Raw genomic sequence first — 22,681 nt, 5'->3', positions numbered from 1 at the left:
CCATGGCCCGTTCATCATCCGACACCTCGTCTAATTCGAAGCCGCGCGGCTACTTCGGCAGTTTCAGCAAAAGCGCCGAAAGCGAATTCATGCCGGAAACTGCCGGCGCCTCGTTGCAGGACTCACCACGCTGGTCGCGGATCACCGTATGGCTGGCGGCTGCGCTGATTATCACGGCGGTGGTCTGGGCCAAGTTCGCGGTGCTGCAGGAAGTGACCATGGGCGAAGGCAAGGCGATTCCGTCGAGCAAGGTTCAAGTGATCCAGAACCTGGAGGGCGGCATCGTCACTGAGATCTTCGTTCGCGAAGGCCAAATGGTGAACAAGGGCGACACCTTGCTGCGCCTCGATGACACTCGATTCCTGTCGAACAAGGGCGAAAGCGAGGCGGATCGTTATGCGCTGACCGCGCAGGTCGAACGGCTGTCGGCCGAAGCGGAAGGCCGGCCATTCAAGCTGTCCCCGGAAGTGATCGCCAAGGCGCCGCAAGTGGCCGAAGACGAGCGCTCGCTGTACGAACAACGGCAACGGCGACTGGCCAGCGAACAGCGCACCCTGAGTGAGCAACTTCGGCAGAAATCCCAGGAACTGGCGGAGTTCCGCTCGAAGCAGGGCCAATTCAGTTCAAGCCTGGCATTGCTGCAACAAGAGATGAACATGTCCGCGCCGCTGGTGGGCACCGGGGCGGTTTCGCCGGTGGAAATTTTGCGACTCAAACGCAGTGCGGTGGAGATTCGCGGCTCATTGAACGCTACGACCCTGGCGATTCCCCGTGCGGAATCGGCGATCAATGAGATCAAAAGCAAGATTGATGAGTCCGAACAATCCTTCCGCTCCGACGCGGCGAAAGAGCTGAATGAAAAACGCACCGACCTGTCGAAAATCACGGCATCGAGCATTGCTATCGATGACCGCGTAACCCGCACCACGGTGGTGTCGCCGGTTCACGGGATTATCAAAGTGCTGAAGGTCAACACCATCGGCGGCGTGGTCCAGCCGGGCAGCGACATGGTGGAAATCGTGCCCATTGAAGACAACTTGCTGATCGAAGCCAAAGTCCGGCCGCAGGACGTCGCATTTCTGCACCCGGGGCAGAAAGCCATGGTCAAGTTCAGTGCTTACGACTACACGATTTATGGTGGGTTGAGTGCGAAGCTGGAGTTGATTGGGGCGGACACGATTACGGATGACAAGGGCAACAGCTTCTACCTGATTCAGGTACGCACGGATAAAAACCATTTGGGTGGCGACATCAAACCATTGCTGATCATTCCGGGGATGGTGGCGACGGTGGATATCATTACCGGGGAGAAAAGTGTGCTGGATTACTTGCTCAAACCGGTACTCAAAGCCCGGACCGAGGCGATGCGCGAGCGGTAGTTTTCTTGCCGGAATGGGTGGTGATTGTTCTATCGTCTTCGCGAGCAGGCTCGCTCCCACAGTGGTTTTGCGTCGTCCACAAATCAACTGTGGGAGCGAGCCTGCTCGCGAAGAGGCCCTTACAGCCGCCAGTTATTTCGGCCCATGGTTACGCTGGTAGGTCTCCTCCCCCATCGCCGCAATCTGCCCCTCGATCAACGCGTCGAACGGTTTCAACAAGGGTTCAAAAGAGCTCGGCGCTTCCAGTGTCTGCAACGCCTGCACAATCGCTTCCACCGTCGACAACGCCCCCGGCCCGGGGGCTTTGCGCAGTCGATATCGAGACACCCCGCCGTCCGCCAACGTCACTCGTGGCAACGCCGCCAGCAACGGATTGAGGTGCAGCATCTTGCGCGCCTTGCGCCAGGTGCCGTCCGGGACGACCAGCAACAGCGGCTCGTCATTCGCGGTGTACGCCTGCAACGGCTGCGCATCATCAGCCGGAAACAACAACCGCGCCTGATACCCCGGCGGATTCAACAGCGCTGGCAAATCCTCGAACACCTCGCCAACCATCAGCGCGGCGTTCTTCAACCCCAACGCCGCCAACCGCGCGGTGTTCAGCGCATGGTTCACTTCGCTGGGATGCTGCAACAACAGCACTCGGGTGCGGCTGTCGAGGCTCGGAATCAGCGGGCACAGGCAATGGGTTTGCGGGCGCAGGCAGCGCGGACATTGGATTCTGGACATAGTTTTCAAGCCTGATTCAGTTGCGCTTTGAGCAAATCGCGAAAGGTCTGGATCAGCGGCTCGCGGCTGCGGCCACGACGCACGATCATCGAAAACGGCGCCTGATAACCGAAAGTCGCCGGCAGCAGCACTCGCAAATCGCCCTTATCCGCCCAAGCCTGCGCGTAGTGCTCCGGCAGGTAACCGATGTAGGCGCCCGACAGCACCAGAATCAGCTGCGCCTCCATACTTTCCACCGTCGCCGCGCTGTGTTTGAAGCCGTGGCGTGCCAGTTCCGCCTGGCTCCAGTAACCACGACCAACCATGCGTTGCTGAGTGATGACTTGCTCGGGAATGCGCCGCTCGGTGAACAGCGGATGACGACTGCTGCAATACAACCAGTGTTGTTCGCGGTACAGCGGCATGTAGACCAGACCGCTCATGCGCGTGGAGAACGCGCCGATGGCCAGGTCGAGGCGGTTGTCCTGCACGCCGAGTTGCAGTTCGTAAGGGCTCATGACCGACAAATGCAAATGCACGGCCGGGTGTTCCTGGCTGTAGGCGCCAATGGCTTCGGCGAACGGCAAGGCCTTGTCGCTGACGGTGGAGTCGATGACGCCGAGGTTCAAGGTGCCGCGCAGTTCGCCTTTGAGGGCGGCAGCGTATTGCTCGAAGCCTTCGAGTTCACCGAGCAGACGCAGGGTTTCCTGGTGGAACAGTTCGCCTTTGCTGGTCAGGCTGAAACCACCACGACCGCGATGGCAGAGCACCAGACCGAGGGCGGCTTCGAGCTGGCTCATGTAAGTGCTGATGGCCGAGGTCGAGAGGTTGAGCTCTTGCTGGGCGTTGGCAAACCCCTGATGGCGAACCACGCTGACGAAGATGCGCAACAGTTTCAGGTCGGGTAATGCGTTGGCCATGGGGGCTCCGGGTTTTAGAAATGTGTTGCCTGTTGAATCCACCCCTCACCCCAGCCCTCTCCCCACGGGGGAGAGGGGGAAAGGGAGCCGATCTCCATGGCTTTCAAATCCTGAGTTTGACTCGATATTTCAGGTCGATGTAATTCCCGAGAGCACCTCGATCAGTCCCCTCTCCCCCTGGGGAGAAGGGGAAAGGGAGCCGATCTCCATGGCTTTCAAGTCCTGAGTTTGACTCGATATCTCAGGTCGATGTAATTCCCGAGAACACCTCGATCAGTCCCCTCTCCCCCCTGGGGAGAAGGGGAAAGGGAGCCGATCTCCATGGCTTTCAAATCCTGAGTTTGACTCGATATTTCAGGTCGATGTAATTCCCGAGAATACCTCGGTCAGTCCCCTCTCCCCCCTGGGGAGAAGGGGAAAGGGAGCCGATCTCCATGGCTTTCAAGTCCTGAGTTTGACTCGATATTTCAGGTCGATGTAATTCCCGAGAACACCTCGGTCAGTCCCCTCTCCCCCCTGGGGAGAAGGGGAAAGGGAGCCGATCTCCATGGCTTTCAAATCCTGAGTTTGACTCGATATTTCAGGTCGATGTAATTCCCGAGAACACCTCGGTCGTCCCCTCTCCCCCCTGGGGAGAAGGGGAAAGGGAGCCGATCTCCATGGCTTTCAAATCCTGAGTTTGACTCGATATTTCAGGTCGATGTAATTCCCGAGAACACCTCGGTCGTCCCCTCTCCCCCCTGGGGAGAGGGTTAGGGTGAGGGGTCGTTCTTGAGGCGAGCACAAATCTCAATGCCGCAAAGTCTAATCCCCCTCCAGCCATTAGTTTAGAAAAATCTGAACTAAGTATTTGCCCATAGCGATTCTTCCCGGCCACTACATTTCGCAGAATTGCCCCCACAGCGGTGCCTGCGTCTCCCCGACCTGCGCAACCGACATAAATAAAACAACGACGATGAGGCCTTACCCGTGGACAAGATTCTTCACCAACCACTGGGCGGCAATGAAATGCCGCGCTTCGGCGGCATCGCCACCATGATGCGCCTTCCCCATTTGCCAACCGCTGCCGGTCTCGATGCTGCCTTCGTTGGCGTCCCGCTGGACATCGGCACGTCCCTGCGCCCAGGCACCCGTTTCGGACCTCGCGAAATCCGCGCTGAATCGGTGATGATCCGCCCGTACAACATGGCCACCGGCGCTGCACCGTTCGACTCGCTGTCGGTTGCCGACATCGGTGACGTGGCGATCAACACGTTCAACCTGCTGGACGCGGTACGGATCATCGAAGAGTCCTACCACAAAATCCTCGAACACAATGTGATCCCCCTGACCCTCGGCGGCGACCACACTATCACCCTGCCCATCCTGCGTGCGATCCATAAGAAGCACGGCAAGGTCGGCCTGGTGCACATCGACGCTCACGCCGATGTGAACGATCACATGTTCGGCGAGAAAATCGCCCACGGCACCACCTTCCGTCGCGCCGTTGAAGAAGGCCTTCTGGACAACGACCGTGTCGTGCAAATTGGTCTGCGCGCTCAGGGCTACACCGCTGACGACTTCAACTGGAGCCGCAATCAAGGCTTCCGCGTGGTTCAGGCCGAAGAGTGCTGGCACAAATCCCTGGCCCCGTTGATGGCTGAAGTTCGCGAGAAAGTCGGCGGCGGTCCGGTGTACCTGACTTTCGACATCGACGGCATCGACCCTGCCTGGGCGCCAGGTACCGGCACCCCGGAAATCGGAGGTCTCACGACCATTCAGGCAATTGAAATCGTTCGCGGCTGCCAAGGCCTCGACCTGGTCGGTTGCGATCTGGTAGAAGTCTCGCCCGCTTACGACACCACCGGCAACACCTCACTGCTGGCCGCCAACCTGCTGTACGAAATGCTCTGCGTACTGCCTGGCGTGGTCCACCGCTGAGGATTGGTCGTGAACGAACGTGATCAGGTACTCAAGGCCGCTGCCGATCTGGTAACCGCCTTTGCCCGTAATGATCGCGAAGCTTACTTCGGCGCCTTCAGCGCCGACGCCAGCTTCGTGTTCTACACCCTCGAACAGCCCCTGCTGTCGCGCGATGCCTATCAGGCGTTGTGGGACACCTGGCGCTCGGAGGATGGCTTCGAAGTGCTTTCGTGTACTTCAAGCAACGCCTTCGTCAGCCTGCAGGGTGACGTGGCGATTTTCATCCATGACGTGGCCACCGAGCTGCGCATGCAAGGGGAGCAACACTTCAGCCAGGAGCGCGAGACGATTGTGTTTCGCCGACAACAACAAGGCCTATGGCTGGCCTGCCACGAACATTTGTCCGCGATGCCGGAAGGGCTGCCAACCCCTTAGCCAAACAGGTGACGCTCACACACGATGAGCGCGCCTTTATGATCGGAGCTGATCATGAATAACAACAACAAAGACCAAAGCCTTACGCACATTGAAACCTACGGGGTCGAACAGATCCCGGACAGTGAACGCACCGCAGGCCCGACGGATTTGTTCCGGATGATCTTCGGTGGTTCCAACACTTTTGCCACCGCCGTGCTCGGCAGTTTCCCGGTACTGTTCGGCCTGTCTTTTCAGGCGGGCGTCTGGGCGATTGTGCTGGGCGTGTTGCTGGGCTCGCTGATCCTCGCGCCAATGGGCCTGTTCGGTCCGATCAATGGCACCAACAACGCCGTGTCTTCCGGTGCGCACTTCGGCGTGCACGGGCGGATCGTCGGTTCGTTTCTGTCGCTGTTGACCGCCATCGCCTTCTTCTCGCTCTCGGTGTGGAGTTCGGGTGATGCGCTGATCGGTGGCGCCAAACGCCTGATCGGTCTTCCGGAAACTGACCTGACCCTGGGCCTGGCCTACGGTCTGTTCGCGATCCTGGTACTGACAGTCTGCATCTATGGCTTCCGCTTCCTGCTGTGGGTCAACAAGATCGCGGTATGGAGTGCCAGTCTGTTGTTCCTGCTGGGCATCTTCGCCTTCATCGGTCCGTTCGATGTGAACTACGCCGGCACCGTCAGCATGGGCCAACCGGGTTTCTGGGCAGCCTTTATCGGTGCTGCGCTGGTGGCCATGAGCAACCCGATTTCCTTCGGCGCGTTCCTCGGTGACTGGTCGCGTTACATCCCGCGTGATACCTCCAAGCGCCGGATCATGGCGGCGGTGGTGATCTCGCAGATTGCAACCTTCATCCCGTTCCTGTTCGGCCTCGCCACCGCCACCATCGTAGCGATCAAGGCACCGGACTACATCGCCGCCAATAACTACGTCGGCGGTCTGCTGGCTGTCTCGCCGAGCTGGTTCTTCCTGCCGGTGTGCCTGATTGCGGTGATCGGCGGCATGTCCACCGGCACCACCTCGCTCTATGGCACCGGGCTGGACATGTCCAGCGTGTTCCCTCGCGTGCTGTCGCGGGTCAAGGCCACACTGCTGATCGGTGTGATGTCGATTGCCTTCATCTTCATCGGCCGTTTTGCAGCGAACCTGGTGCAGAGCGTGTCGACCTTCGCCGTGCTGATCATCACCTGCACCACTCCGTGGATGGTGATCATGATCATCGGCCTGCTGGTGCGCCGTGGCTTCTACTGCCCGGATGACCTGCAAGTGTTCACCCGCGGCGAAAAAGGTGGCCGCTACTGGTTCACGCATGGCTGGAACTGGCGTGGGCTGGGTGCCTGGATCCCGAGTGCTGCGGTGGGCTTGTGCTTTGTGAACCTGCCTGGGCAGTTCGTTGGTCCGCTCGGTGAACTGGCCGGCGGCATCGACATCAGCTTGCCGGTCACCCTTGGCCTGGCGTCGCTGGTGTACCTGGCGCTGTTGAGCCTGTTCCCGGAATCGGCCGCGGTGTTCGGTCCAAACGATGCACGCAGCAAGGGTGCAAGCACCATGGCAAAACCTGAACTACGTCAGCCCGCCTGACAACCTTTCCCTTGTGGGAGCGAGACCGGCTTGCCGGCGATGACGGCGGCACATCCAACATTGATGTGACTGCAAGACCGCTATCGCGAGCAGGCTCACTCCCACAGAAGGATGCCCCACAGAAATATTTTTGTTTCACCATAAAAAAGACAATCGGAGACACGCCATCATGGCATTGGATTTATTCGTCGTACTCATCTACGCCGCCGCGATGCTGATACTCGGCTACTACGGCATGCGCAAGGCCAAGACCAACGAAGACTTTTTGGTCGCCGGTCGTAACCTCGGCCCGAGCCTGTACATGGGCACCATGGCCGCCACCGTCCTGGGCGGCGCGTCCACCGTCGGCACCGTGCGCCTGGGCTACGTCCATGGCATCTCCGGTTTCTGGCTCTGCGCGGCCCTCGGTTGCGGGATCGTGGCACTGAACCTGTTTCTCGCCAAACCGCTGCTGAAACTGAAGATCTACACCGTTACCCAGGTATTGGAAAAACGCTACAACCCGATGGCCCGCTCCGCGAGCGCAGTGATCATGCTGGCCTACGCGCTGATGATCGGCGTGGTCTCGATCCTGGCCATTGGCACTGTGCTGCAAGTGCTGTTCGGCCTGCCGTTCTGGCTGTCGGTATTGCTCGGCGGTGGCGTGGTGGTGATTTACTCGGCGATCGGCGGCATGTGGTCCCTGACCCTGACCGACATCGTCCAGTTCGTGATCAAGACCGTTGGCCTGATGTTCATCCTGTTGCCAATCTGCCTGTACCGCGTCGGCGGCTGGGATGAGTTGGTGCTGAAACTGCCGGCGAGCGCCTTCAGCTTCACCACAATTGGCTGGGACACCATCATCACCTACTTCATGATCTACTTCTTCGGGATCCTGATCGGCCAGGACATCTGGCAGCGTGTGTTCACCGTCAAGAGCGCCAAAGTGGCTCAGGTCGCCGGTACATTCGCAGGCTTCTACTGCATCCTTTACGGACTGGCCTGCGCCCTGATCGGCATGGCCGCTCATGTGCTGATCCCGGACCTGGACAACGTCAACAACGCCTTCGCCGCCATCGTCAAACTGTCCCTGCCGGACGGTATCCGTGGCCTGGTGATCGCCGCTGCCCTGGCGGCCATGATGTCCACCGCCAGTGCCGGCCTGCTCGCCGCTGCCACCACCCTGACCGAAGACCTGCTGCCGAAACTGCGCGGTGGTAAACAGTCGAGCCTGGGCATGAACCGCCTGTTCACCCTGCTGACCGGCATCGTGGTACTTGGCATCGCTCTGGTCGTGAATGACGTGATCAGTGCCCTGACCCTGGCGTACAACCTGCTGGTGGGCGGCATGCTGATCCCGCTGATCGGTGCGATTTTCTGGAAACGTGCAAACACAGCGGGTGCTATCGCCAGCATGGGCATGGGCTTCGCCACGGCGTTGGTGTTCATGTTCAAAGACGGTCTGGATGCCAACACCCCGATCTACTACAGCCTCGGCGTTGGTCTGGTGAGCTTCGTGCTGGTCAGCCTGATGTCCCGTCGCCCGGTAATGGTGGCCAACGCCGCCTAAGCTGAACATAACGACTTGATGCTTTCTTCGACGGGTGTGGCGTCGGTTGCCACACCCGTTTTTTTTCGTCTGGAGAAAACCTTTGATGAAGATTGTTTCTCGCGATCAGTGGTTCGAAGTGAAACAGCTCAGTGACGGCATCCGATTGATTCACGAGCCTTATATCCGCCCCTTCTATCGCTGCAACCTCTGGCACATCCAGGGCCGCGACAAAGACTTGCTGCTCGACAGCGGTTCCGGGCTGGTCAGCCTGCGCGAGCAACTGCCGTGGATCACCGAGCGGCCGCTGGTCGCCGTGGCCAGCCATTGCCATTTCGACCACATCGCCGGCCATCACGAATTTCCTGAACGACTGGTGCATCCGGCTGAAGCGCAGATCCTCGCGTCACCGGACGGCGAAAACACACTGAGCACGGCGTTTGTCGGCGACGAGATGTTCGAAGCGCATCCCGACTGCCCGTTATGCTACGCCGAGTATCGGGTCAAAGCCGCACCAGCCACAGGTTTGATCGAAGAAGGTGACGTGCTGGATCTGGGCAACCGCACGCTGCAAGTGCTGCACACGCCGGGGCATTCACCGGGCGGCATCAGCCTGTACGAAGCGGCGACCGAGACCCTGTTCAGTGGCGACATCATCTACGACGGGCCGCTGATCGAAGACGCCTACCACTCCAACCTGGACGACTACGCCCGCAGCCTGCAGCGTTTGCGCGAGTTGCCGATCCGCACAGTGCATGGCGGGCATTTCGGGAGTTTTTCCGGCGAGCATTTGCGCACGATGATTGACGAGTGGCAGCGCTTGCACGCCTGAAGCCTGCTGTACTCAGGCCCGGGGACAACAACAATAACGCCCTCGAAGAACCACCATGAAAAGAGCTGCCGTTCGTGCTGCCGTGCATCGCTTCATCCGCCGCCTGCTGGAGGCTCAGGATGACTTCGACGACAACGCGAGCCTCGCTCAATTGGGACTGGATAAAGAAGATATCGAAGAGCTGATCTTCCATCTGGAAGATGAGCTGGGTTTGACGGCGTTTACGGCGGAGGAAGATCAGATGCTCAAGACCGCCAGGACGGCGAATGACTTGAGTCGGTTTTTGATGGAGATCGGAAGGCATTGACCCGTAGACCGCCAAGCAAGATCGCAGCCTTCGGCCGCTCCACAGGTAGACGGTCAATCGCAGCATTGGCGCTGCTCACTGTAGGAGCTGCCGAAGGCTGCGATCTTTTAGGCCCTGACGCGTTACCGGCGTCGCTGTTGGCGCCGGCGTTGTTCGTCGTCAGTGCGAATAGGCACAGGTTGCATCGGTGGTTCGATCAAACCGAGTGCAACACCCAAGTCGTGCAGCCAGTTTTGGATTTTCTCTTTCATGGTGCCCCCTTCAGGGTAGTGCCGAGTGGCCAAAATTCTGTAGCCACTTCGCACTGATAATAGTCCGAAGTCCTACGTAATGCTCGCCCAAAGTCGCAATGATCTGTTACTGAATTGATCAAAATACCTGACCGATAGTTCAAGCCATCGCCCGAGCCTGACTCGGCGCCGACGGATAGAGCAATTGTTGCTGCTCAAGCCAGGCATTCAAGTTCGCCCCGACCATGCCTTTGCGCCACATCAGCCACGTGGTGGCACTGGCAAATGGCTCGACCAACGGATGCACCGCCACGCTTTCGCGGCCCGGCAGGCTGGCGAGCATCGACTCTGACATCAGCGCCACGCCAGAGCCGGCGATCACACAGGCAAGCATCCCCGGATAAGACTCGATTTCCATCGCCCGGCCCATCGCCGCATGGTAATGGGCAAACCAGGCTTCCAGGCGCATCCGGTAGGAACAACCCTGCCGAAAGGTGAACACCGACCGCCCTTCCACATCCAGCGCGCTGAGAATCGGCGGGTGATCGGCCTCGCTGATCAGCACCAGCCGTTCGTCGCACAACGGCACGCCGTCCAGCCCGGCCAGTTCCAGCGGACCGTCCACCAACGCCGCATCGAGGCGACCGGTGAGTAAACCTTCAAGTAATTCGCCGCTTGGCCCGGACTGCACTTGCAGGTTCACTGCCGGGTAAGTGCGGTGATAACGCGCCAACAATCCTGGCAGATGAATCGCCGCCGTGCTGTACATGGTGCCGAGCACGAAGTCCCCGGCCGGTTGCCCGCCCTGCACCGCCGCTTGGGCTTCGTCGCGCAGATTGAACAGCTTGGCGGTGTAGTCCAGCAGGACTTTTCCTGCAGGCGACAACTGCAAACGCTGACGCTCACGCACGAACAGTTCTACGCCGAGTTGCTCTTCCAGCTGTTTAAGCCGGGTCGACAGGTTCGATGGCACCCGGTGCAGGCGTTCAGCAGCGCGGGTGATGGAACCCTCCTCCGCGACCGCCTGGAATATCCGCAATTGGCTGAATTCCACGCCATTCTCCAAATCAGAACAAGTTACTCACTATTATTCATTTTAAAAGAAAGTCAATCAGTCCTAGCCTGACGGTCATTGATCCTCTGCCGGAATTCAGACCATGTCCCCTCTGATTCGCTTACTCGCCAGTTTCATCGCCCTGATGATGGCCATGGGCATCGGGCGTTTCGCCCTCACGCCTCAGTTGCCGCACCTGCTCAGTGAAGGCCAAATTGACCTGACCGCCGCCGGTCTGATTGCCGCGGCCAACTACCTCGGCTACTTCGTCGGTGCGGTGGACGCGATGTTCTCTCGCCGCCCCGAGCAAGTGCGCCGGCGTTTGCTCGGCGGTTTGTGGCTCTGTGTATTGCTGACATTGGCCTCGTTCTGGGCCAACGGGTTTTGGTCCCATCTGGTGCTGCGGTTCGGCACCGGCGTGGCCAGCGCCTGGGTGCTGGTGATGATCACCGCGTTGAGCCAGCCGTTGGCCGCGGCGGCCGGTCGTCCACGGCTCGGCGCCCTGGTATTTGCCGGACCGGGTTTGGGGATTTTTCTGACGGGCTTGCTGGCCTTGGGCTCGAACCTGCTGGGGCAGACTTCTGCTGCCTTGTGGCTGGTGTATGCCGGCGTCGGGCTGGCGATGTTGTTGGGGATTCTGCCCTTCCTGCCGCAACCGGCTACAACCGTGGCCGCCGCTCCCAGCGTCGCTGGTTCGGGAAATCATGGCATCGGCCGTTTAGGTGTGGTCTATGGATTGTACGGTTTGGGCTACATCATTCCGGCCACTTTCCTCTCGCAAATGGCCAACGCGCAGTTCCATGGTCAATGGCAGGCCGATCTGTTCTGGCCTTGCTTCGGTCTTGCTTCGGCCATCGGGGTGGTGCTGGTGAGTCTGCGTCGACAACACCCGCAGAGCACTCGCTATTGGCTGATGGCGACATTGTGGCTGCAAGCGGCTGGGGTTTTCGCTTGCTTGTTGGGCAGCGGCCCAGGCCTGGCCTTGGGCGTGATCCTTTGCGGCACGCCGTTCCTGGCCTGCATGCAGCTGGTAATGCAACGTTCCCGGGAACTGGCGCCCCACGCCACCCAGCGCAACGCCGGGCTGCTGACGGCGTGCTTTGCCGTGGGCCAGCTCAGCGGGCCGTTGCTGGCCGCGTTGAGCAGCCACTTCAGCGGTGGTTTGCAACTCGCACTGGTGTTCGCCGGCAGCGGTTTGATTGTCGCTGGCGGTCTGTTATTGCGCCCGGTCAGCTCTGCCCAAGGGCTTTGCGCAAGCGACGGCGCACCCACTGCTCGGCGCTGACAAAGGTGATGCCCAACAACACCAGCACCGCGCCGACAACGAAGTTGAAGCTCAGCGCTTCGCCCAGCAGCACCACGCCGAACGTGACGCCAAACAGCGGCGTCATGAACGAAAACACCGCCAGGTTTGCCGCCAGATAACGGCGCAACAGCCAGAACCAGGTCAGGTAACTGAAGAACGAGACCACCAATCCCTGGAACAACACACTGGCCACCGCTACGGTGGTCAGGCTGACGTGGGTGACCTGGCCGCTGAGGATCGCGATCAGCAACAGGCCAACGAAACCGACAATCAATTGATAGAACAGCGTCAGGGTCACCGGCGCTTCCGACAGGCGAGAGGCGCGCACCACCACCGTGGTTGCGCCCCAGGACGCGCCGGCCAGTACGCCCAGCGCATCGCCCATCAACATACGGTGATCGAGATTGTCCCAGGACACCCCACCGGCAAAGGCGATGGCGATCCCGACGAAGGCGAGGAAAATCCCCAGCCACTGGACCGGCCTTAAACGCTCACTCGGTAACAGCCAATGAACGCCCAATGCGGTGAAGATCGGCGCGGTGTAAAGGAACACCGACATGTGCGCGGCCGTGGTCAGTTGCAGGCCTTCGGAAATGAAGAAGAACTCCAGGCCAAAAAGCGCGCCAGCCAGTAGTCCACCGCGCCAAGTATTGCCCACTTGATCCCAGCCGCCCTTCCAGAAGATCAACAATCCTACGAGTAACGCGGAAATACCCGAGCGCCCGGCGGCCTGCATGACCGGCGCGATGTCTGGCGCCGCCCACTTGATCATCACTTGCTGAATACCCCAGATCAGGCACAACCCAATCATCACTTGCAGGGCAAACCCATCGGCGCTGCGCCGGGTGGCACTCACCGGAACACCTCGACAACACAATCCATGGCAGAAACTCGGCAGAAAAAAACAAAGCCCGGCATAGGGCAAAACGCCCCCCTGTAGCAGCTGTCGAGCCCCAGCGACGCTGCGTCCGGTTCTGTAGCAGCTGTCGAGCCCCGGCGAGGCTGCGTTCGGCTGCGAAGCAGTCGTAAATTCAGACGATGCGGTGTTTCAGAAAGTCCGCGTGTACAGGATTTACGACTGCTTCGCAGCCGAACGCAGCCTCGCCGGGGCTCGACAGCTGCTACAAGAGCTTGACTGGTATTACGGTCAGCTCAGCTCAATGCGATCGGCATGAATGACGATCTGGCCGTTCTTGTACAACGCACCAATGGCCTTTTTGAAGTTGCCCTTGCTCACGCCAAACATACTGCTGATCACCGTCGGGTCGCTCTTGTCGCTGACCGGCAGGCTGCCATTGTTGTCGCGCAACTTGGCGAGAATCTTCGAGTTCAGGCTGGTGGCGGCTTCTTCGCCGACCGGTTGCAGGCTCAGGCTGATCTTGCCGTCGGCGCGGACTTCTTTGATAAAGCCCTTCTCTTCTTTACCGGCGCGCATGAACTTGAAGATTTCGTTCTTGTGAATCAGGCCCCAGTGCTTGTTGTTGATGATTGCCTTGAAGCCCATATCGGTGGCTTCGGCAACCAGCAAATCAACTTCCTGGCCGGGGGTGTAGTTGGCCGGGGTCTTGTCGAGGTAGCGGTCCAGACGCGCCGTCGCGGTGATGCGGCGGGTGTGCTTGTCGAGGTAGACGTGCACCACGACATACTCGCCGGCGGTCATCTGACGCTTTTCTTCGGAGTACGGCAGCAACAGATCCTTCGGCAAACCCCAATCCAGGAAAACACCGATGCTGTTGACTTCAACGACTTTTAAACTGGCGAACTCACCGACCTGAACTTTCGGCTTTTCGGTAGTTGCGATGAGTTTGTCATCGCTGTCCAGATAAATAAAAACGTTGAGCCAGTCTTCATCTTCGCTGGGAATATCTTTGGGAATATAACGATTAGGCAGGAGGATTTCGCCATCCGCGCCACCGTCCAGATATAAACCGAAGTTAGTGTGTTTAACCACTTGCAAACTGTTGTAGCGCCCGACTAAAGCCATTTCCAATACCCTCATTGCGTGGGCGGCATTCTACCCGGTTTTGCGGGTTGCGTTCGCTGGCCAGCCCGGTGGCGCAAGAAAATCCTCTGAAGGGCTTAATTTTCCTGGGTTTTACCGCACGCGCCTGGCCGCTCGTCAGGCCGTTCTGGCGATTTTCGCACCTGCCCACCAAGCGAAAAACTGTAATTTCTCACGATCGTTCTTAGTTAAAACAGCAGCTTAGAGGCCTATTCAGAATAATAACTTGTGATTAACTCTTCATCTGCCCCGTGTATTTCGGGGGGATATTTACCAAGCAATTGTCAAGTATTTCCTGTACGATGCCTGGCCAAGTTAATTTTCTATAGGTTAATGGCCGCCATGCGTGTAAAAGCATCCAACAGCAAAGCAAAGCCAGCTCCAGCCGTTGAAACCAGCGAATCGATCAACAACCAGATTGCTGCGTTCCTCAAGTCCGGCGGAGAGATCCAGCAAATTGCCAAAGGCGTCAGCGGCCAGACGTTCGGCCCGTCCAAGCAGATCACCCTGGGCAAGAAGTAACTTCACCAAGATCCGTCGCGTCACCTGGTCCCTAAGCGCTTTGAGCTTCGAAGCGCTTGGACTGGAACCCTCCTCGCAACACCCCTGCAAACAAACCAATATTTCAAAAATCGACGAACGGCCCTCAATGCCGAGCATTCGCCGGTATGCTTGCACACGTCTAGATCAAGCGTTCCAGTAGGTTTTTAGTGCCTGCACCTCGCTGTCATGGAGTGACGCATGCTCAAACCCTCCTATTTATTGCTCGGCACCCTGCTGTCGTGCTCGGTCGCCAATGCGCAAATCTTTCAGCGTGAACTGGGCGACTTCGATCTCAAACTTGGCACTACCCCCAGCCGCAGCATGGCCCAGGGACTGGTCAAACCTTCCAGCACCGGCTCGTTCCACGGTGGGCTCGACCTGAGTCACGACAGCGGTTTTTACGTGGGCCAATGGGCACCGAGCATGGGTTTAACGCCAGGGGCCAACCTTGAAGTCGACTCCTACATGGGCTTTAAACAGCCTTTCGATAGTACCCTCGGGTACGAAGTCGGCATGATCCGTTACAGCTATCCGAAAGTGGACACCCTCGACAGCCAAGAGCTTTTCGGTGGCCTGACCTTTCTGGGCAGCCGTTTCGGCGCAGCCTTCAGCAACGACCCGGACAAGCAAAACAGCACCGTGTTCGCCGACCTGGGCGGCAATCAGCCGTTCGGCATCGGGATCAGCATGAAATACACCACCCACCAGCTCAACACGCCAGTGTCCGTCGACGGTGGGTATGTAGGCAGTTTCACCGACTGGTCCGTGCAACTTTCCCGCCCGTTCATGGGCGTCGATCTGGACCTGATCTACAGTGATTCCAGTTTGAGCGGCAACAGCTGCTCCGCCTATTCCGGGCACAACAGCCAATGCGATGGGCTACTCACCCTCAAGGCCGAACGCGCCTTTTACTGATCGGCTGAACTGCGAGGCTCATCCTGCGTTCACATAAAGAAGCCCATTAAAAAAGCCAGGCCTTCGCAAAGGATTCGCCCATGTCGCGCTGGTTGAAGTGTCTCGTCGTCGTTATCACCCTCAGTCTCGCCCTCGGTGCGTGCAGCCGCGTGGGCCTGGCCTATCGCAACCTCGACGTGATCATTCCGTGGACGCTCAGCGACTACCTGGACATGAACGGCGAGCAGAAAGGCTGGTTCAACGAGCGCCTCAAGGAACACCTGAGCTGGCACTGCACCACGCAATTGCCGGGCTACCTCGACTGGCTGGACCGCTTGCAAGTCATGGTCGAGACCAACCAGGTCACAGACGCTGCGCTGCAAGCCCGCACCCAGGAAGCCAAACAGGCCATCGCCCAGACCGCGCGGGAAATCACCCCATCGGCCATTGAGCTGTTACGGGGACTGAATGACCAGCAAGTCGCGGAGATGAATGAGGCCTTTGCCAAGGACCAGCGCAAACGCCAGGAGCAATACCTCAAACCGTCTCTTGATCAACAGATCAAGGCACGCAGCCAGCGTATGGAAAAACGTCTGAATGATTGGCTCGGCCCGCTCAGCGCAACCCAGCAGCTGCGTGTTGTCGCGTGGTCAAACGCCTTGGGTGACCAGAACACGCAATGGATCGCCAACCGCGTCCATTGGCAGAAGGAGTTCAGTGCAGCGGTTGCGCAGCGCCAGAGTCCAGAATTCCCACAGAGAATCGAGACGCTTCTGGTCAATCGCGAGAGTTTGTGGACGTCTGACTATCGCCAGGCCTACGCCAACACCGAAGCTCAGGCCCGGGGACTTTTTGTAGATCTGATGGCCGAAAGCACACCGGAACAGCGGCAGCGGTTGCTGAAGAAGATCGAAGGGGTGCGCAAAGACTTCAACGATTTGAAGTGCCTGAAGGCCGCAAAACAGAGCTAAGTACTACGCAAATCCAATGTGGGAGCGGGCTTGCTCGCGAATGCAGTGTGTCAGGCAACGATAAGTTAACTGTCACACCGCTTTCGCGAGCAAGCCCGCTCCCACACTGGATTTGCGCGTTTTCAGGCAATCTGCGCCTTCGACGCCACCTCATCAAACGTCACCTCATCCAGCGCATCTTCCTGCTCATCCAACACCTGCCGCGGATGGTCATTCCCCGGAATACTGCTGTCGATCAAGCTCAATAAACTCGAGCCCCGAGGCGTCAAAATGTAGTTCGATCCGGTGCCACCCTGTTCCTCAGGCCGAGGCTCAATATAACCACGCGCCAACAGTAACTTTTCATACTCACCGGCCACCGCTTTCAGGTGATCCAGGTTCTCAATAGTCTCGCCCTCCGCCGCTTTCTCCGCTGCATACTGTTCGGCATAGGGCCGTGGCGTGAAGCTACTTGCACCGTTCTGCACCTCGTGCAGCAAGCGTTCAATCAAATCCCAGTTATAAGTCGTCATCCTGATCAACCTCCAGTACCCGCGAGTGAAATGGCCTTCATAGGTTGTGACCGGTGAGGTTCGTAGCCGTTCAGCCGAGGTTTTGAACAGCACCGACCGGCGGTATGTCGAATTGGCCGTAGGCCAAACGACTAGGCTGTGTAAGTCACCTCCCAGCCCCCCGCAGGAGAATCCCAATGAACATTCAGAATCATCCCGTCGTCTCCCGAGAAGAATGGCTCGCCGCCCGCAAGCAACACCTGGCCCACGAAAAAGCCTTCACCAAAGAGCGAGACAAACTCAGCGCCGAACGCCGCGCCCTGCCCTGGGTGAAAATCGACAAGGACTACCGTTTCCAGGGCCCGAACGGCGAACTGAAACTGGCGGACCTGTTCGGCGGCCGTAGCCAGTTGGTCATCTACCACTTCATGTTTGGCAAAGGCTGGGACGAAGGTTGCTCCGGCTGCTCGTTCCTGTCCGATCACATTGACGGCGCCAACCAGCACCTGGCCCATCATGACGTGGCCGTGTTGGCGGTTTCCCACGCGCCGTGTGCCGAATTCCAGGGGTTCAAACGGCGTATGGGCTGGAAGTTTGATTGGGTATCGTCAGAAGGTAGTGACTTCAATTACGACTTTGGCGTTTCGGCCCGAGCAGAAGACGTCACCGCCGGAAAAGCCACCTACAACTACGAAAAATCTGACGGCGCCGAAGAAGAACTTCCTGGCCTCAGCGTGTTTTATCGAAACGAAGCCGGCGAGATTTTCCACACCTATTCCACCTATGCCCGAGGCCTGGACATGTTGGTCGGGGCCTATAACTACCTCGACCTCACGCCTAAGGGCCGCAATGAAGAGGAAATCATGGAGTGGGTGAGGCATCACGACCGGTATGAGGACAAGGCAGCGGCCAGTTGCTGCCATGGAGAGTAGACCCTCAGGGTTCGAGGCACAGCCATCGGGGGATTGGTCCGGGCTGGACACAGTCCCCATGAACACCACAAATCCCCTGTGGGAGCGAGCCTGCTCGCGATGACTGACTAACATTCAACATCGATATCAACTGATACACCGCTATCGCGAGCAAGGTTGCGTGGTGTTCTGTAGGTTGCGGCCGGTTGCCTGACTGCCACCAGGCAAACGCCCTATGAATCGCCACGCGGCCAAACAGATAATCAAACTTACCCGGCGTAATTTCTAGTCCTTTTGCACCATCTACATAGCTTTAATCTCTGAGATCAGAGCAAAAAACTCAGACTCAGTTAACTCGAACTCCTCACCCTCTTCCATTGCCATCAGTGTGAGCAGTGCACGATCCATAGATGCCGTAATTTCTAGACCATGCTCCTGATAAATTTCGAACGCCACTTTAGAAACCCTGGCGACATCGAACCCCCTAACCAGTGTTCTTTCTAGCTCCATAGCCAGATCAGCTTGTGAATACATTATTTCCAGCTCCCCAACTCTGCACCTGTAGGAGGATAGTGCTGCGCGCTAACTGGCTGCCCATTAATGCTTTTAGGGTGAACCCGAATGACATTTCCTGAATGATCATAGCTTTCCATCCATTGCCTAGTGGAGCCAGTCGCAGGATTGTATTCCGTGGCAAACGATGCGCCACGAGTAGTGCCTTCAGTTCGAGCAGGTACTTCCTGTGTGTAATAACGAATTCGTCCATCAGGGAGCGTCTTCGTGACAGTTGCCCCCGGTGGTGATTTCACTGCCGATGTATTTCACATCGGTCACTTCGTCGCGCTGGGTTTTCTTCGCGCCGAAGGAGCCCTTCTTCTTCATGTCATACAGCGAGTAGTCGCTGTCTTGCGCCGCCAGCAGCTCGAGCTTGTCACCCGCCACCAGGTAGGCCTCATCCCCGGCGGTGACCTTGCTTGAGATCAGCGTCAAATCCTTGCCTGCATTCAGGGCAATGCTGCCCCCCGCAGTGACCGTCGTAGACACCTGACTGACATGATCCTCCTGACTGGCAACCTTCTTGCTCTTGCTGTACGAGTGCTGTTCATCCGCCGCCGAAGCCAGGGTCAAGTCGCCGACAGCGCTCATGCTCACATCGCGTTTGGCGTCGATCTGGCTGGCGATAGCGGTGATATCCCGTCCGGCGTTGACCTTCAGGTCCTGCCCGACATCAATGTCTGAGCCATATTGGGTGATGGTCTGATTGCGGTGCAGACCGCGCTCGCCGCTGACGATCTGTTCGGCTGAAGTGAGGTTGACGTCACGACCGGCAGTGATCGTGGTATCGGCACCGCTTTTCAGCACGCCGCCAACGTTGTTGATATCGCGTCCGGCGTTGAGGGTGAGCGAGTTTCCGGCTTCTATCCGGACAGCGTTGTCGACGAAGTCGGTGCGCTCGCTGCGATAGCCGCTGCTGCTTTCGTGGGTGGTGACGGTGCGTTCGTTGATCACGTCGCCCCGGGTGGCGGTGAGCGTGACGTCACGACCGGCGATGATGCCGCCGGCTTTGTTGACTATGTTGTTGCCGGCTTTCAGGTCGAGGCGATAACCACCACAACGCTGTTGTTCGAACGCAGGTCTATGCCACAGATTTTCATCACGACCTCCTCACAACAGAAGACTAAGTTCCCACCTTGTGTTTTGCGTCACCTCCGTGAGGGAGGCCGGCAAGATGATTCTCAGATTCATTTAATTACCAGTCCAACCAAGCAATAAATAAATAAATAAATAAATAAATCTGGCCCCTTAACGCTGCTTGATGCGATGATTTTGAAACACCAGACAAAACGATTTTTTACTCACTCCAGAATCAGAACAGTAACCATGAACAGCAAAAAGCTCAACGAAGCCAGTAAGTTCCTCAGCTATGTATTGCGACATGAACCGCAGTCCATTGGACTTCAGCTAGACATGGAAGGCTGGGCGGAAATTGATATCTTAATTGCAGGCGCAGCTAAGGAAGGGTGTGTTCTAGATCGCGAACTGATCCTGGCTGTTGTCAGCAGCAGCGATAAAAAACGCTTTGCTATTTCTAACGACGCGCAATACATTCGCGCCGTGCAAGGGCATTCAACTGGAAGCGTAAACCTCCAGTATGTTAAGAAAGAGCCACCCGAGTACTTATACCACGGAACAGCAACTCGCTTTCTAGAGTCAATTCAGCAACAAGGATTACTTTCGGGGTCTCGCCATCATGTGCATTTATCACAAGACATAGCCACTGCAACATCGGTAGGACAGCGATATGGAACACCTGTAGTGCTACAAATTGAAGCCCTGCAAATGTACCAGCAGGGCTTCAATTTTTTTCAGGCTGAGAACGGTGTTTGGTTAACGGGTCACGTCCCCAATTTTTTTATACATCAGGAATAGCCTTCGCCTCCGCTCCGATCAGCTTTATAACGAGCAGATTCTTCTTTGGCAGATCTAAACCATTCAGAGAAACCAGAGTAAGCCAAATTATCCCAAGGACTTAATTTTGGCCTTGAGTAATCATAAATCCGAACACCTGAATTGCCCCCCTTGCTTCCTTCAAAACAAGCCAGAACTACCCAGCCATCATTATATAATCCTGACTCATCTTGAATAATTGCAAATGGAATCAGCACAGCTCCCGGAAATTTCAAAAGCATAGAGCCATAATAAAAAAGAGAGAGAGCCATATCTTTCGTTAAAAATCGCCAAGGTGCTATATCTATCTCGTCATCCAAAACCACATTTAGATAGTCGATAGGAAATTGAAACCCATCTGGTAAAATTGGAAGTTCATACAAAAAAGGCTTCATCATTTCCCGCCTCCAGAAATACGTGGTGGCTCTGTTGAACCGTAAGGATTGGCAGCAGAAAACCCTCCTGACTGCTTGTTTATACGACCAGTTATTGCCTCTCCCCAAGTATCAAAACTCTGCCACCCTCTCGCCTCTTGAATAGCTGGCGTCAATGGATCATCAAATCCACGAACGCTAGCATTCACGTCGATCCCCGCCTCTCTGGCAGCTGCAATTCGAGTGTTATCCATACTAGTCAGCTTGCCATCAGGCATTCTCACCACATCAACCGGATCACCTTTCCAGCCATTGGTTTTCATGCTCTGGACTAAATCGTCATAGGTGTAGTTCGTACCAGAAATCCGGTCCGTTTTGTTGAACGAAACAGTATTCTGCGAGAAGCGAATATCATCAGCAGCATAAAGTGTTGCATTGCCTGCGCCTTTTGTACCCTTTGCACCAAATGCTTCAGTCAATGCCTTTTTAGCAGCAACTGCTGCTACACCGCCAGCAGCGACCAATACCAGATTATCAGCAACAATCTTGGTTTGCTCGTCCGAAAGCCCCCATTTTTGCTGCACCGCTTCAGCGATGGCTCCAGAGGTATGCCCAGCAGTGAACGTCGCGAGCATCTCCTGGAACCCGAGGTTGGATTGCCGTAGGGCGTCCCATTCCTTCGTCGGACCATCGCCCAGCAACTGATAAACATCGTCCAGATTGGCCATGGTGTTGGCAACTTCTCTGGAATAGTCCGCGCAACTGGCCTGACTATCTGAACACGCCGCCGCGGCTTCTAAATCCTGAGCAAAGCTCAGCTCTTTATAGCGGGTTAGAGTCTCCTCGCGGCAGGCTGCATCTCCACAGGCACGCAATTCCTTAGCAGCCTCCGCCAATTGATCATGATTCAGGAAGTTGTACTGTGTCCCGTTCTGCGCGGCCCACGCCCCGGTTTGCAACTTGTCAGTATCGGCATCAGGGTCTTGAACCGCAGTCGTCAGCACCCCGATCAGTTGCGAGTTCATCAGCAACAGTCGATCCCTGTCCTCCTTTGGCATCCCGGCATAGACCGAGGCCAAATCGTCGACCAGGGCTTCGTTGACGCCGGCCGCCAAGGCACCCGTTTTAAAGTCTCCGCCCGCAGCAAGTGACGCCAAGCCTCCCATCACCGCGTGCAGGCCAATTTTGGCGAGGCCTCCGTTTGGCAGGCCGTTCTCCACACTGATATCACCCACCAGGTTGAAGCCATAGGCAGCAAACGCATTCACCAGACTGCTTTGCAAGGCATCACCAAGGCTGCCGTCGCGACCCAATGCTTTATTGAGCAGCGCAGAGGTGCTGTTTTGCAGTGCCTGGTTCGCAGTGAACTGGGCGATACCTTCCAGGCTGCTCAACCCGCCGGAGTTGGAAACGACAACTTTGCCCGTGTTAGCCAAAGCCCCACTGGTGGAATCAGTCAGCGCGACACCGGGTTCTGTGGTGGTACCGGTCCAATCGTTGAACAGACCGGTGGTAAGACCCGCCACGGCCCCGGCAACAATGTAGTTTTTCATGCTGTCGGCGCTGAAGGTTTCTTTGACGGCCGCGCCAAGATTGCCTTTATTGTTGATGGTACTGACCGTGGCCGTACTGGCTGCGGAGGTGAGCATGGCGGTGAGGGCAGCGTTCGCCCAACCAGCGGCGACAGCTTGCGTCGCTGCGGTCGTTGCAGTCGCTGCGGTCGCTGCAGCGCCGGCTGCGAATGCGCTGCCCGCCCCTGCGTTTGCGGCAGAAGCCACGAAACCGGAGGCTGCACCGGCCGTGAAGTAGGTGACGATGATGATGATAATGATCATCGCCGGGCCACCCAGCCCGGAATGGCTTTCATCCCAGCTGTCATG

At 57.4% G+C, this 22,681-nt stretch carries 23 protein-coding genes and 1 pseudogene; 13 read left to right on the top strand and 11 right to left on the bottom strand.

Annotation, left to right across the window (positions count from 1 at the left end; genetic code table 11):
* Positions 1 to 2 precede the first annotated feature (2 nt).
* Positions 3 to 1,379 (top strand): HlyD family type I secretion periplasmic adaptor subunit, encoded by a 1,377-nt coding sequence (locus EAH74_RS32370; protein ID WP_140684414.1) that lies wholly within the window; start codon positions 3 to 5, stop codon positions 1,377 to 1,379.
* Between the two features lie 132 nt (positions 1,380 to 1,511).
* Here EAH74_RS32370 and EAH74_RS32365 read toward each other — a convergent pair whose 3' ends face one another.
* Both EAH74_RS32365 and EAH74_RS32360 read right to left on the bottom strand, forming a co-directional pair.
* The gene (locus tag EAH74_RS32365) at positions 1,512 to 2,108 is read right to left on the bottom strand and encodes a tRNA-uridine aminocarboxypropyltransferase (protein WP_140684412.1); all 597 of its coding nucleotides are present in this window, start codon (positions 2,106 to 2,108) and stop codon (positions 1,512 to 1,514) included.
* A gap of 5 nt (positions 2,109 to 2,113) precedes the next feature.
* Positions 2,114 to 3,007 (bottom strand): LysR family transcriptional regulator, encoded by an 894-nt coding sequence (locus EAH74_RS32360; protein WP_007945995.1) that lies wholly within the window; start codon positions 3,005 to 3,007, stop codon positions 2,114 to 2,116.
* Between the two features lie 969 nt (positions 3,008 to 3,976).
* On the opposite strand from EAH74_RS32360, the gene speB reads away from it, so the two are divergent.
* The 6 genes from speB to EAH74_RS32330 all read left to right on the top strand — a co-directional run bounded on the left by speB (position 3,977) and on the right by EAH74_RS32330 (position 9,577).
* Complete coding sequence (gene speB, locus EAH74_RS32355) at positions 3,977 to 4,927, top strand: agmatinase (RefSeq protein WP_123364478.1); 951 nt, start codon at positions 3,977 to 3,979, stop codon at positions 4,925 to 4,927.
* Positions 4,928 to 4,936: 9 nt separating this feature from the next.
* A complete protein-coding gene (locus EAH74_RS32350) occupies positions 4,937 to 5,344 on the top strand; it encodes a YybH family protein (RefSeq protein WP_033056105.1) in 408 nt (135 codons plus the stop codon).
* A gap of 54 nt (positions 5,345 to 5,398) precedes the next feature.
* Positions 5,399 to 6,910 carry a purine-cytosine permease family protein gene (locus EAH74_RS32345; RefSeq protein WP_140684410.1) on the top strand — a complete coding sequence of 504 codons (1,512 nt, stop codon included), beginning with the start codon at positions 5,399 to 5,401 and terminating at the stop codon, positions 6,908 to 6,910.
* Positions 6,911 to 7,079: 169 nt separating this feature from the next.
* Complete coding sequence (locus EAH74_RS32340) at positions 7,080 to 8,459, top strand: sodium:solute symporter (protein ID WP_140684408.1); 1,380 nt, start codon at positions 7,080 to 7,082, stop codon at positions 8,457 to 8,459.
* Positions 8,460 to 8,544: 85 nt separating this feature from the next.
* Positions 8,545 to 9,270 (top strand): MBL fold metallo-hydrolase, encoded by a 726-nt coding sequence (locus EAH74_RS32335; RefSeq protein WP_140684406.1) that lies wholly within the window; start codon positions 8,545 to 8,547, stop codon positions 9,268 to 9,270.
* 55 nt (positions 9,271 to 9,325) lie between these two features.
* The gene (locus EAH74_RS32330; RefSeq protein ID WP_140684404.1) at positions 9,326 to 9,577 is read left to right on the top strand and encodes an acyl carrier protein; all 252 of its coding nucleotides are present in this window, start codon (positions 9,326 to 9,328) and stop codon (positions 9,575 to 9,577) included.
* Between the two features lie 122 nt (positions 9,578 to 9,699).
* Here EAH74_RS32330 and EAH74_RS33665 read toward each other — a convergent pair whose 3' ends face one another.
* Entirely contained in the window at positions 9,700 to 9,828 is a 129-nt protein-coding gene (locus EAH74_RS33665; RefSeq protein ID WP_257737111.1) for a PA1414 family protein, read from the bottom strand.
* 139 nt (positions 9,829 to 9,967) lie between these two features.
* Entirely contained in the window at positions 9,968 to 10,861 is an 894-nt protein-coding gene (ptrR, locus tag EAH74_RS32325; protein WP_140684402.1) for a putrescine utilization regulator PtrR, read from the bottom strand.
* Positions 10,862 to 10,964: 103 nt separating this feature from the next.
* Here ptrR and EAH74_RS32320 point away from each other — a divergent pair, with 103 nt between their 5' ends.
* A complete protein-coding gene (locus EAH74_RS32320; protein WP_140684400.1) occupies positions 10,965 to 12,146 on the top strand; it encodes an MFS transporter in 1,182 nt (393 codons plus the stop codon).
* Here the strand turns inward: EAH74_RS32320 and EAH74_RS32315 are convergent.
* The gene (locus EAH74_RS32315) at positions 12,091 to 13,023 is read right to left on the bottom strand and encodes a DMT family transporter (protein ID WP_140684398.1); all 933 of its coding nucleotides are present in this window, start codon (positions 13,021 to 13,023) and stop codon (positions 12,091 to 12,093) included. The genes EAH74_RS32320 and EAH74_RS32315 overlap by 56 nt on opposite strands.
* 291 nt (positions 13,024 to 13,314) lie before the next feature.
* Positions 13,315 to 14,151, bottom strand: coding sequence for a CvfB family protein (locus tag EAH74_RS32310; RefSeq protein WP_033056115.1), 837 nt, complete (start codon positions 14,149 to 14,151; stop codon positions 13,315 to 13,317).
* Between the two features lie 351 nt (positions 14,152 to 14,502).
* On the opposite strand from EAH74_RS32310, the gene EAH74_RS32305 reads away from it, so the two are divergent.
* The 3 genes from EAH74_RS32305 to EAH74_RS32295 all read left to right on the top strand — a co-directional run bounded on the left by EAH74_RS32305 (position 14,503) and on the right by EAH74_RS32295 (position 16,577).
* Complete coding sequence (locus tag EAH74_RS32305; protein WP_017337097.1) at positions 14,503 to 14,691, top strand: hypothetical protein; 189 nt, start codon at positions 14,503 to 14,505, stop codon at positions 14,689 to 14,691.
* Positions 14,692 to 14,910: 219 nt separating this feature from the next.
* The gene (locus tag EAH74_RS32300; protein ID WP_140684396.1) at positions 14,911 to 15,627 is read left to right on the top strand and encodes a TorF family putative porin; all 717 of its coding nucleotides are present in this window, start codon (positions 14,911 to 14,913) and stop codon (positions 15,625 to 15,627) included.
* An 80-nt stretch (positions 15,628 to 15,707) separates the two neighbouring features.
* Entirely contained in the window at positions 15,708 to 16,577 is an 870-nt protein-coding gene (locus tag EAH74_RS32295) for a DUF6279 family lipoprotein (RefSeq protein WP_140684394.1), read from the top strand.
* Between the two features lie 122 nt (positions 16,578 to 16,699).
* Here EAH74_RS32295 and EAH74_RS32285 read toward each other — a convergent pair whose 3' ends face one another.
* Positions 16,700 to 17,089, bottom strand: coding sequence for a transcriptional regulator (locus EAH74_RS32285; RefSeq protein ID WP_140684390.1), 390 nt, complete (start codon positions 17,087 to 17,089; stop codon positions 16,700 to 16,702).
* A gap of 176 nt (positions 17,090 to 17,265) precedes the next feature.
* Between EAH74_RS32285 and EAH74_RS32280 the strand changes: the two genes are divergently transcribed.
* Complete coding sequence (locus tag EAH74_RS32280; RefSeq protein ID WP_140684388.1) at positions 17,266 to 18,000, top strand: DUF899 domain-containing protein; 735 nt, start codon at positions 17,266 to 17,268, stop codon at positions 17,998 to 18,000.
* Positions 18,001 to 18,282: 282 nt separating this feature from the next.
* On the opposite strand, the gene EAH74_RS32275 is transcribed toward EAH74_RS32280, so the two are convergent.
* Positions 18,283 to 18,513, bottom strand: coding sequence for a hypothetical protein (locus tag EAH74_RS32275; protein ID WP_140684386.1), 231 nt, complete (start codon positions 18,511 to 18,513; stop codon positions 18,283 to 18,285).
* A gap of 252 nt (positions 18,514 to 18,765) precedes the next feature.
* Positions 18,766 to 19,587: pseudogene (locus tag EAH74_RS32265) on the bottom strand (hemagglutinin repeat-containing protein); the annotation flags it as partial.
* Between the two features lie 273 nt (positions 19,588 to 19,860).
* Between EAH74_RS32265 and EAH74_RS32260 the strand changes: the two are divergent.
* A complete protein-coding gene (locus EAH74_RS32260; RefSeq protein ID WP_140684384.1) occupies positions 19,861 to 20,409 on the top strand; it encodes an RNA 2'-phosphotransferase in 549 nt (182 codons plus the stop codon).
* Here the strand turns inward: EAH74_RS32260 and EAH74_RS32255 are convergent.
* Both EAH74_RS32255 and EAH74_RS33560 read right to left on the bottom strand, forming a co-directional pair.
* Positions 20,400 to 20,825 (bottom strand): hypothetical protein, encoded by a 426-nt coding sequence (locus tag EAH74_RS32255; RefSeq protein WP_205012935.1) that lies wholly within the window; start codon positions 20,823 to 20,825, stop codon positions 20,400 to 20,402. The two genes, EAH74_RS32260 and EAH74_RS32255, sit on opposite strands and share 10 nt — an antisense overlap.
* Positions 20,822 to 22,681: DUF637 domain-containing protein (locus EAH74_RS33560; RefSeq protein ID WP_275671814.1), on the bottom strand; the 1,860-nt coding region annotated here is incomplete at its 5' end. The genes EAH74_RS32255 and EAH74_RS33560, both read right to left, overlap by 4 nt.

It is taken from the genome of Pseudomonas mandelii, assembly GCF_006438925.1.
Lineage (GTDB): Bacteria > Pseudomonadota > Gammaproteobacteria > Pseudomonadales > Pseudomonadaceae > Aquipseudomonas > Aquipseudomonas mandelii_C.
Note: the sequence above shows the minus strand (reverse complement) of the source record. Positions and strands in the feature narration are given on the sequence as shown.

What these genes read in the sequence shown, in the direction of transcription:
- EAH74_RS32335 (WP_140684406.1), top strand. Translation starts at nt 8,545, where the DNA reads ATGAAGATTGTTTCTCGCGATCAGTGGTTCGAAGTGAAACAGCTCAGT.
- EAH74_RS32360 (WP_007945995.1), bottom strand. Translation starts at nt 3,007, where the DNA reads ATGGCCAACGCATTACCCGACCTGAAACTGTTGCGCATCTTCGTCAGC.
- EAH74_RS32285 (WP_140684390.1), bottom strand. Translation starts at nt 17,089, where the DNA reads ATGACGACTTATAACTGGGATTTGATTGAACGCTTGCTGCACGAGGTG.
- EAH74_RS32345 (WP_140684410.1), top strand. Translation starts at nt 5,399, where the DNA reads ATGAATAACAACAACAAAGACCAAAGCCTTACGCACATTGAAACCTAC.
- EAH74_RS32330 (WP_140684404.1), top strand. Translation starts at nt 9,326, where the DNA reads ATGAAAAGAGCTGCCGTTCGTGCTGCCGTGCATCGCTTCATCCGCCGC.
- EAH74_RS32305 (WP_017337097.1), top strand. Translation starts at nt 14,503, where the DNA reads ATGGCCGCCATGCGTGTAAAAGCATCCAACAGCAAAGCAAAGCCAGCT.
- EAH74_RS32275 (WP_140684386.1), bottom strand. Translation starts at nt 18,513, where the DNA reads ATGTATTCACAAGCTGATCTGGCTATGGAGCTAGAAAGAACACTGGTT.
- EAH74_RS32320 (WP_140684400.1), top strand. Translation starts at nt 10,965, where the DNA reads ATGTCCCCTCTGATTCGCTTACTCGCCAGTTTCATCGCCCTGATGATG.
- EAH74_RS32310 (WP_033056115.1), bottom strand. Translation starts at nt 14,151, where the DNA reads ATGGCTTTAGTCGGGCGCTACAACAGTTTGCAAGTGGTTAAACACACT.
- EAH74_RS32295 (WP_140684394.1), top strand. Translation starts at nt 15,708, where the DNA reads ATGTCGCGCTGGTTGAAGTGTCTCGTCGTCGTTATCACCCTCAGTCTC.
- EAH74_RS32300 (WP_140684396.1), top strand. Translation starts at nt 14,911, where the DNA reads ATGCTCAAACCCTCCTATTTATTGCTCGGCACCCTGCTGTCGTGCTCG.
- EAH74_RS32260 (WP_140684384.1), top strand. Translation starts at nt 19,861, where the DNA reads ATGAACAGCAAAAAGCTCAACGAAGCCAGTAAGTTCCTCAGCTATGTA.
- EAH74_RS32340 (WP_140684408.1), top strand. Translation starts at nt 7,080, where the DNA reads ATGGCATTGGATTTATTCGTCGTACTCATCTACGCCGCCGCGATGCTG.
- EAH74_RS32280 (WP_140684388.1), top strand. Translation starts at nt 17,266, where the DNA reads ATGAACATTCAGAATCATCCCGTCGTCTCCCGAGAAGAATGGCTCGCC.
- EAH74_RS32370 (WP_140684414.1), top strand. Translation starts at nt 3, where the DNA reads ATGGCCCGTTCATCATCCGACACCTCGTCTAATTCGAAGCCGCGCGGC.
- EAH74_RS33665 (WP_257737111.1), bottom strand. Translation starts at nt 9,828, where the DNA reads ATGAAAGAGAAAATCCAAAACTGGCTGCACGACTTGGGTGTTGCACTC.
- EAH74_RS32365 (WP_140684412.1), bottom strand. Translation starts at nt 2,108, where the DNA reads ATGTCCAGAATCCAATGTCCGCGCTGCCTGCGCCCGCAAACCCATTGC.
- EAH74_RS32255 (WP_205012935.1), bottom strand. Translation starts at nt 20,825, where the DNA reads ATGATGAAGCCTTTTTTGTATGAACTTCCAATTTTACCAGATGGGTTT.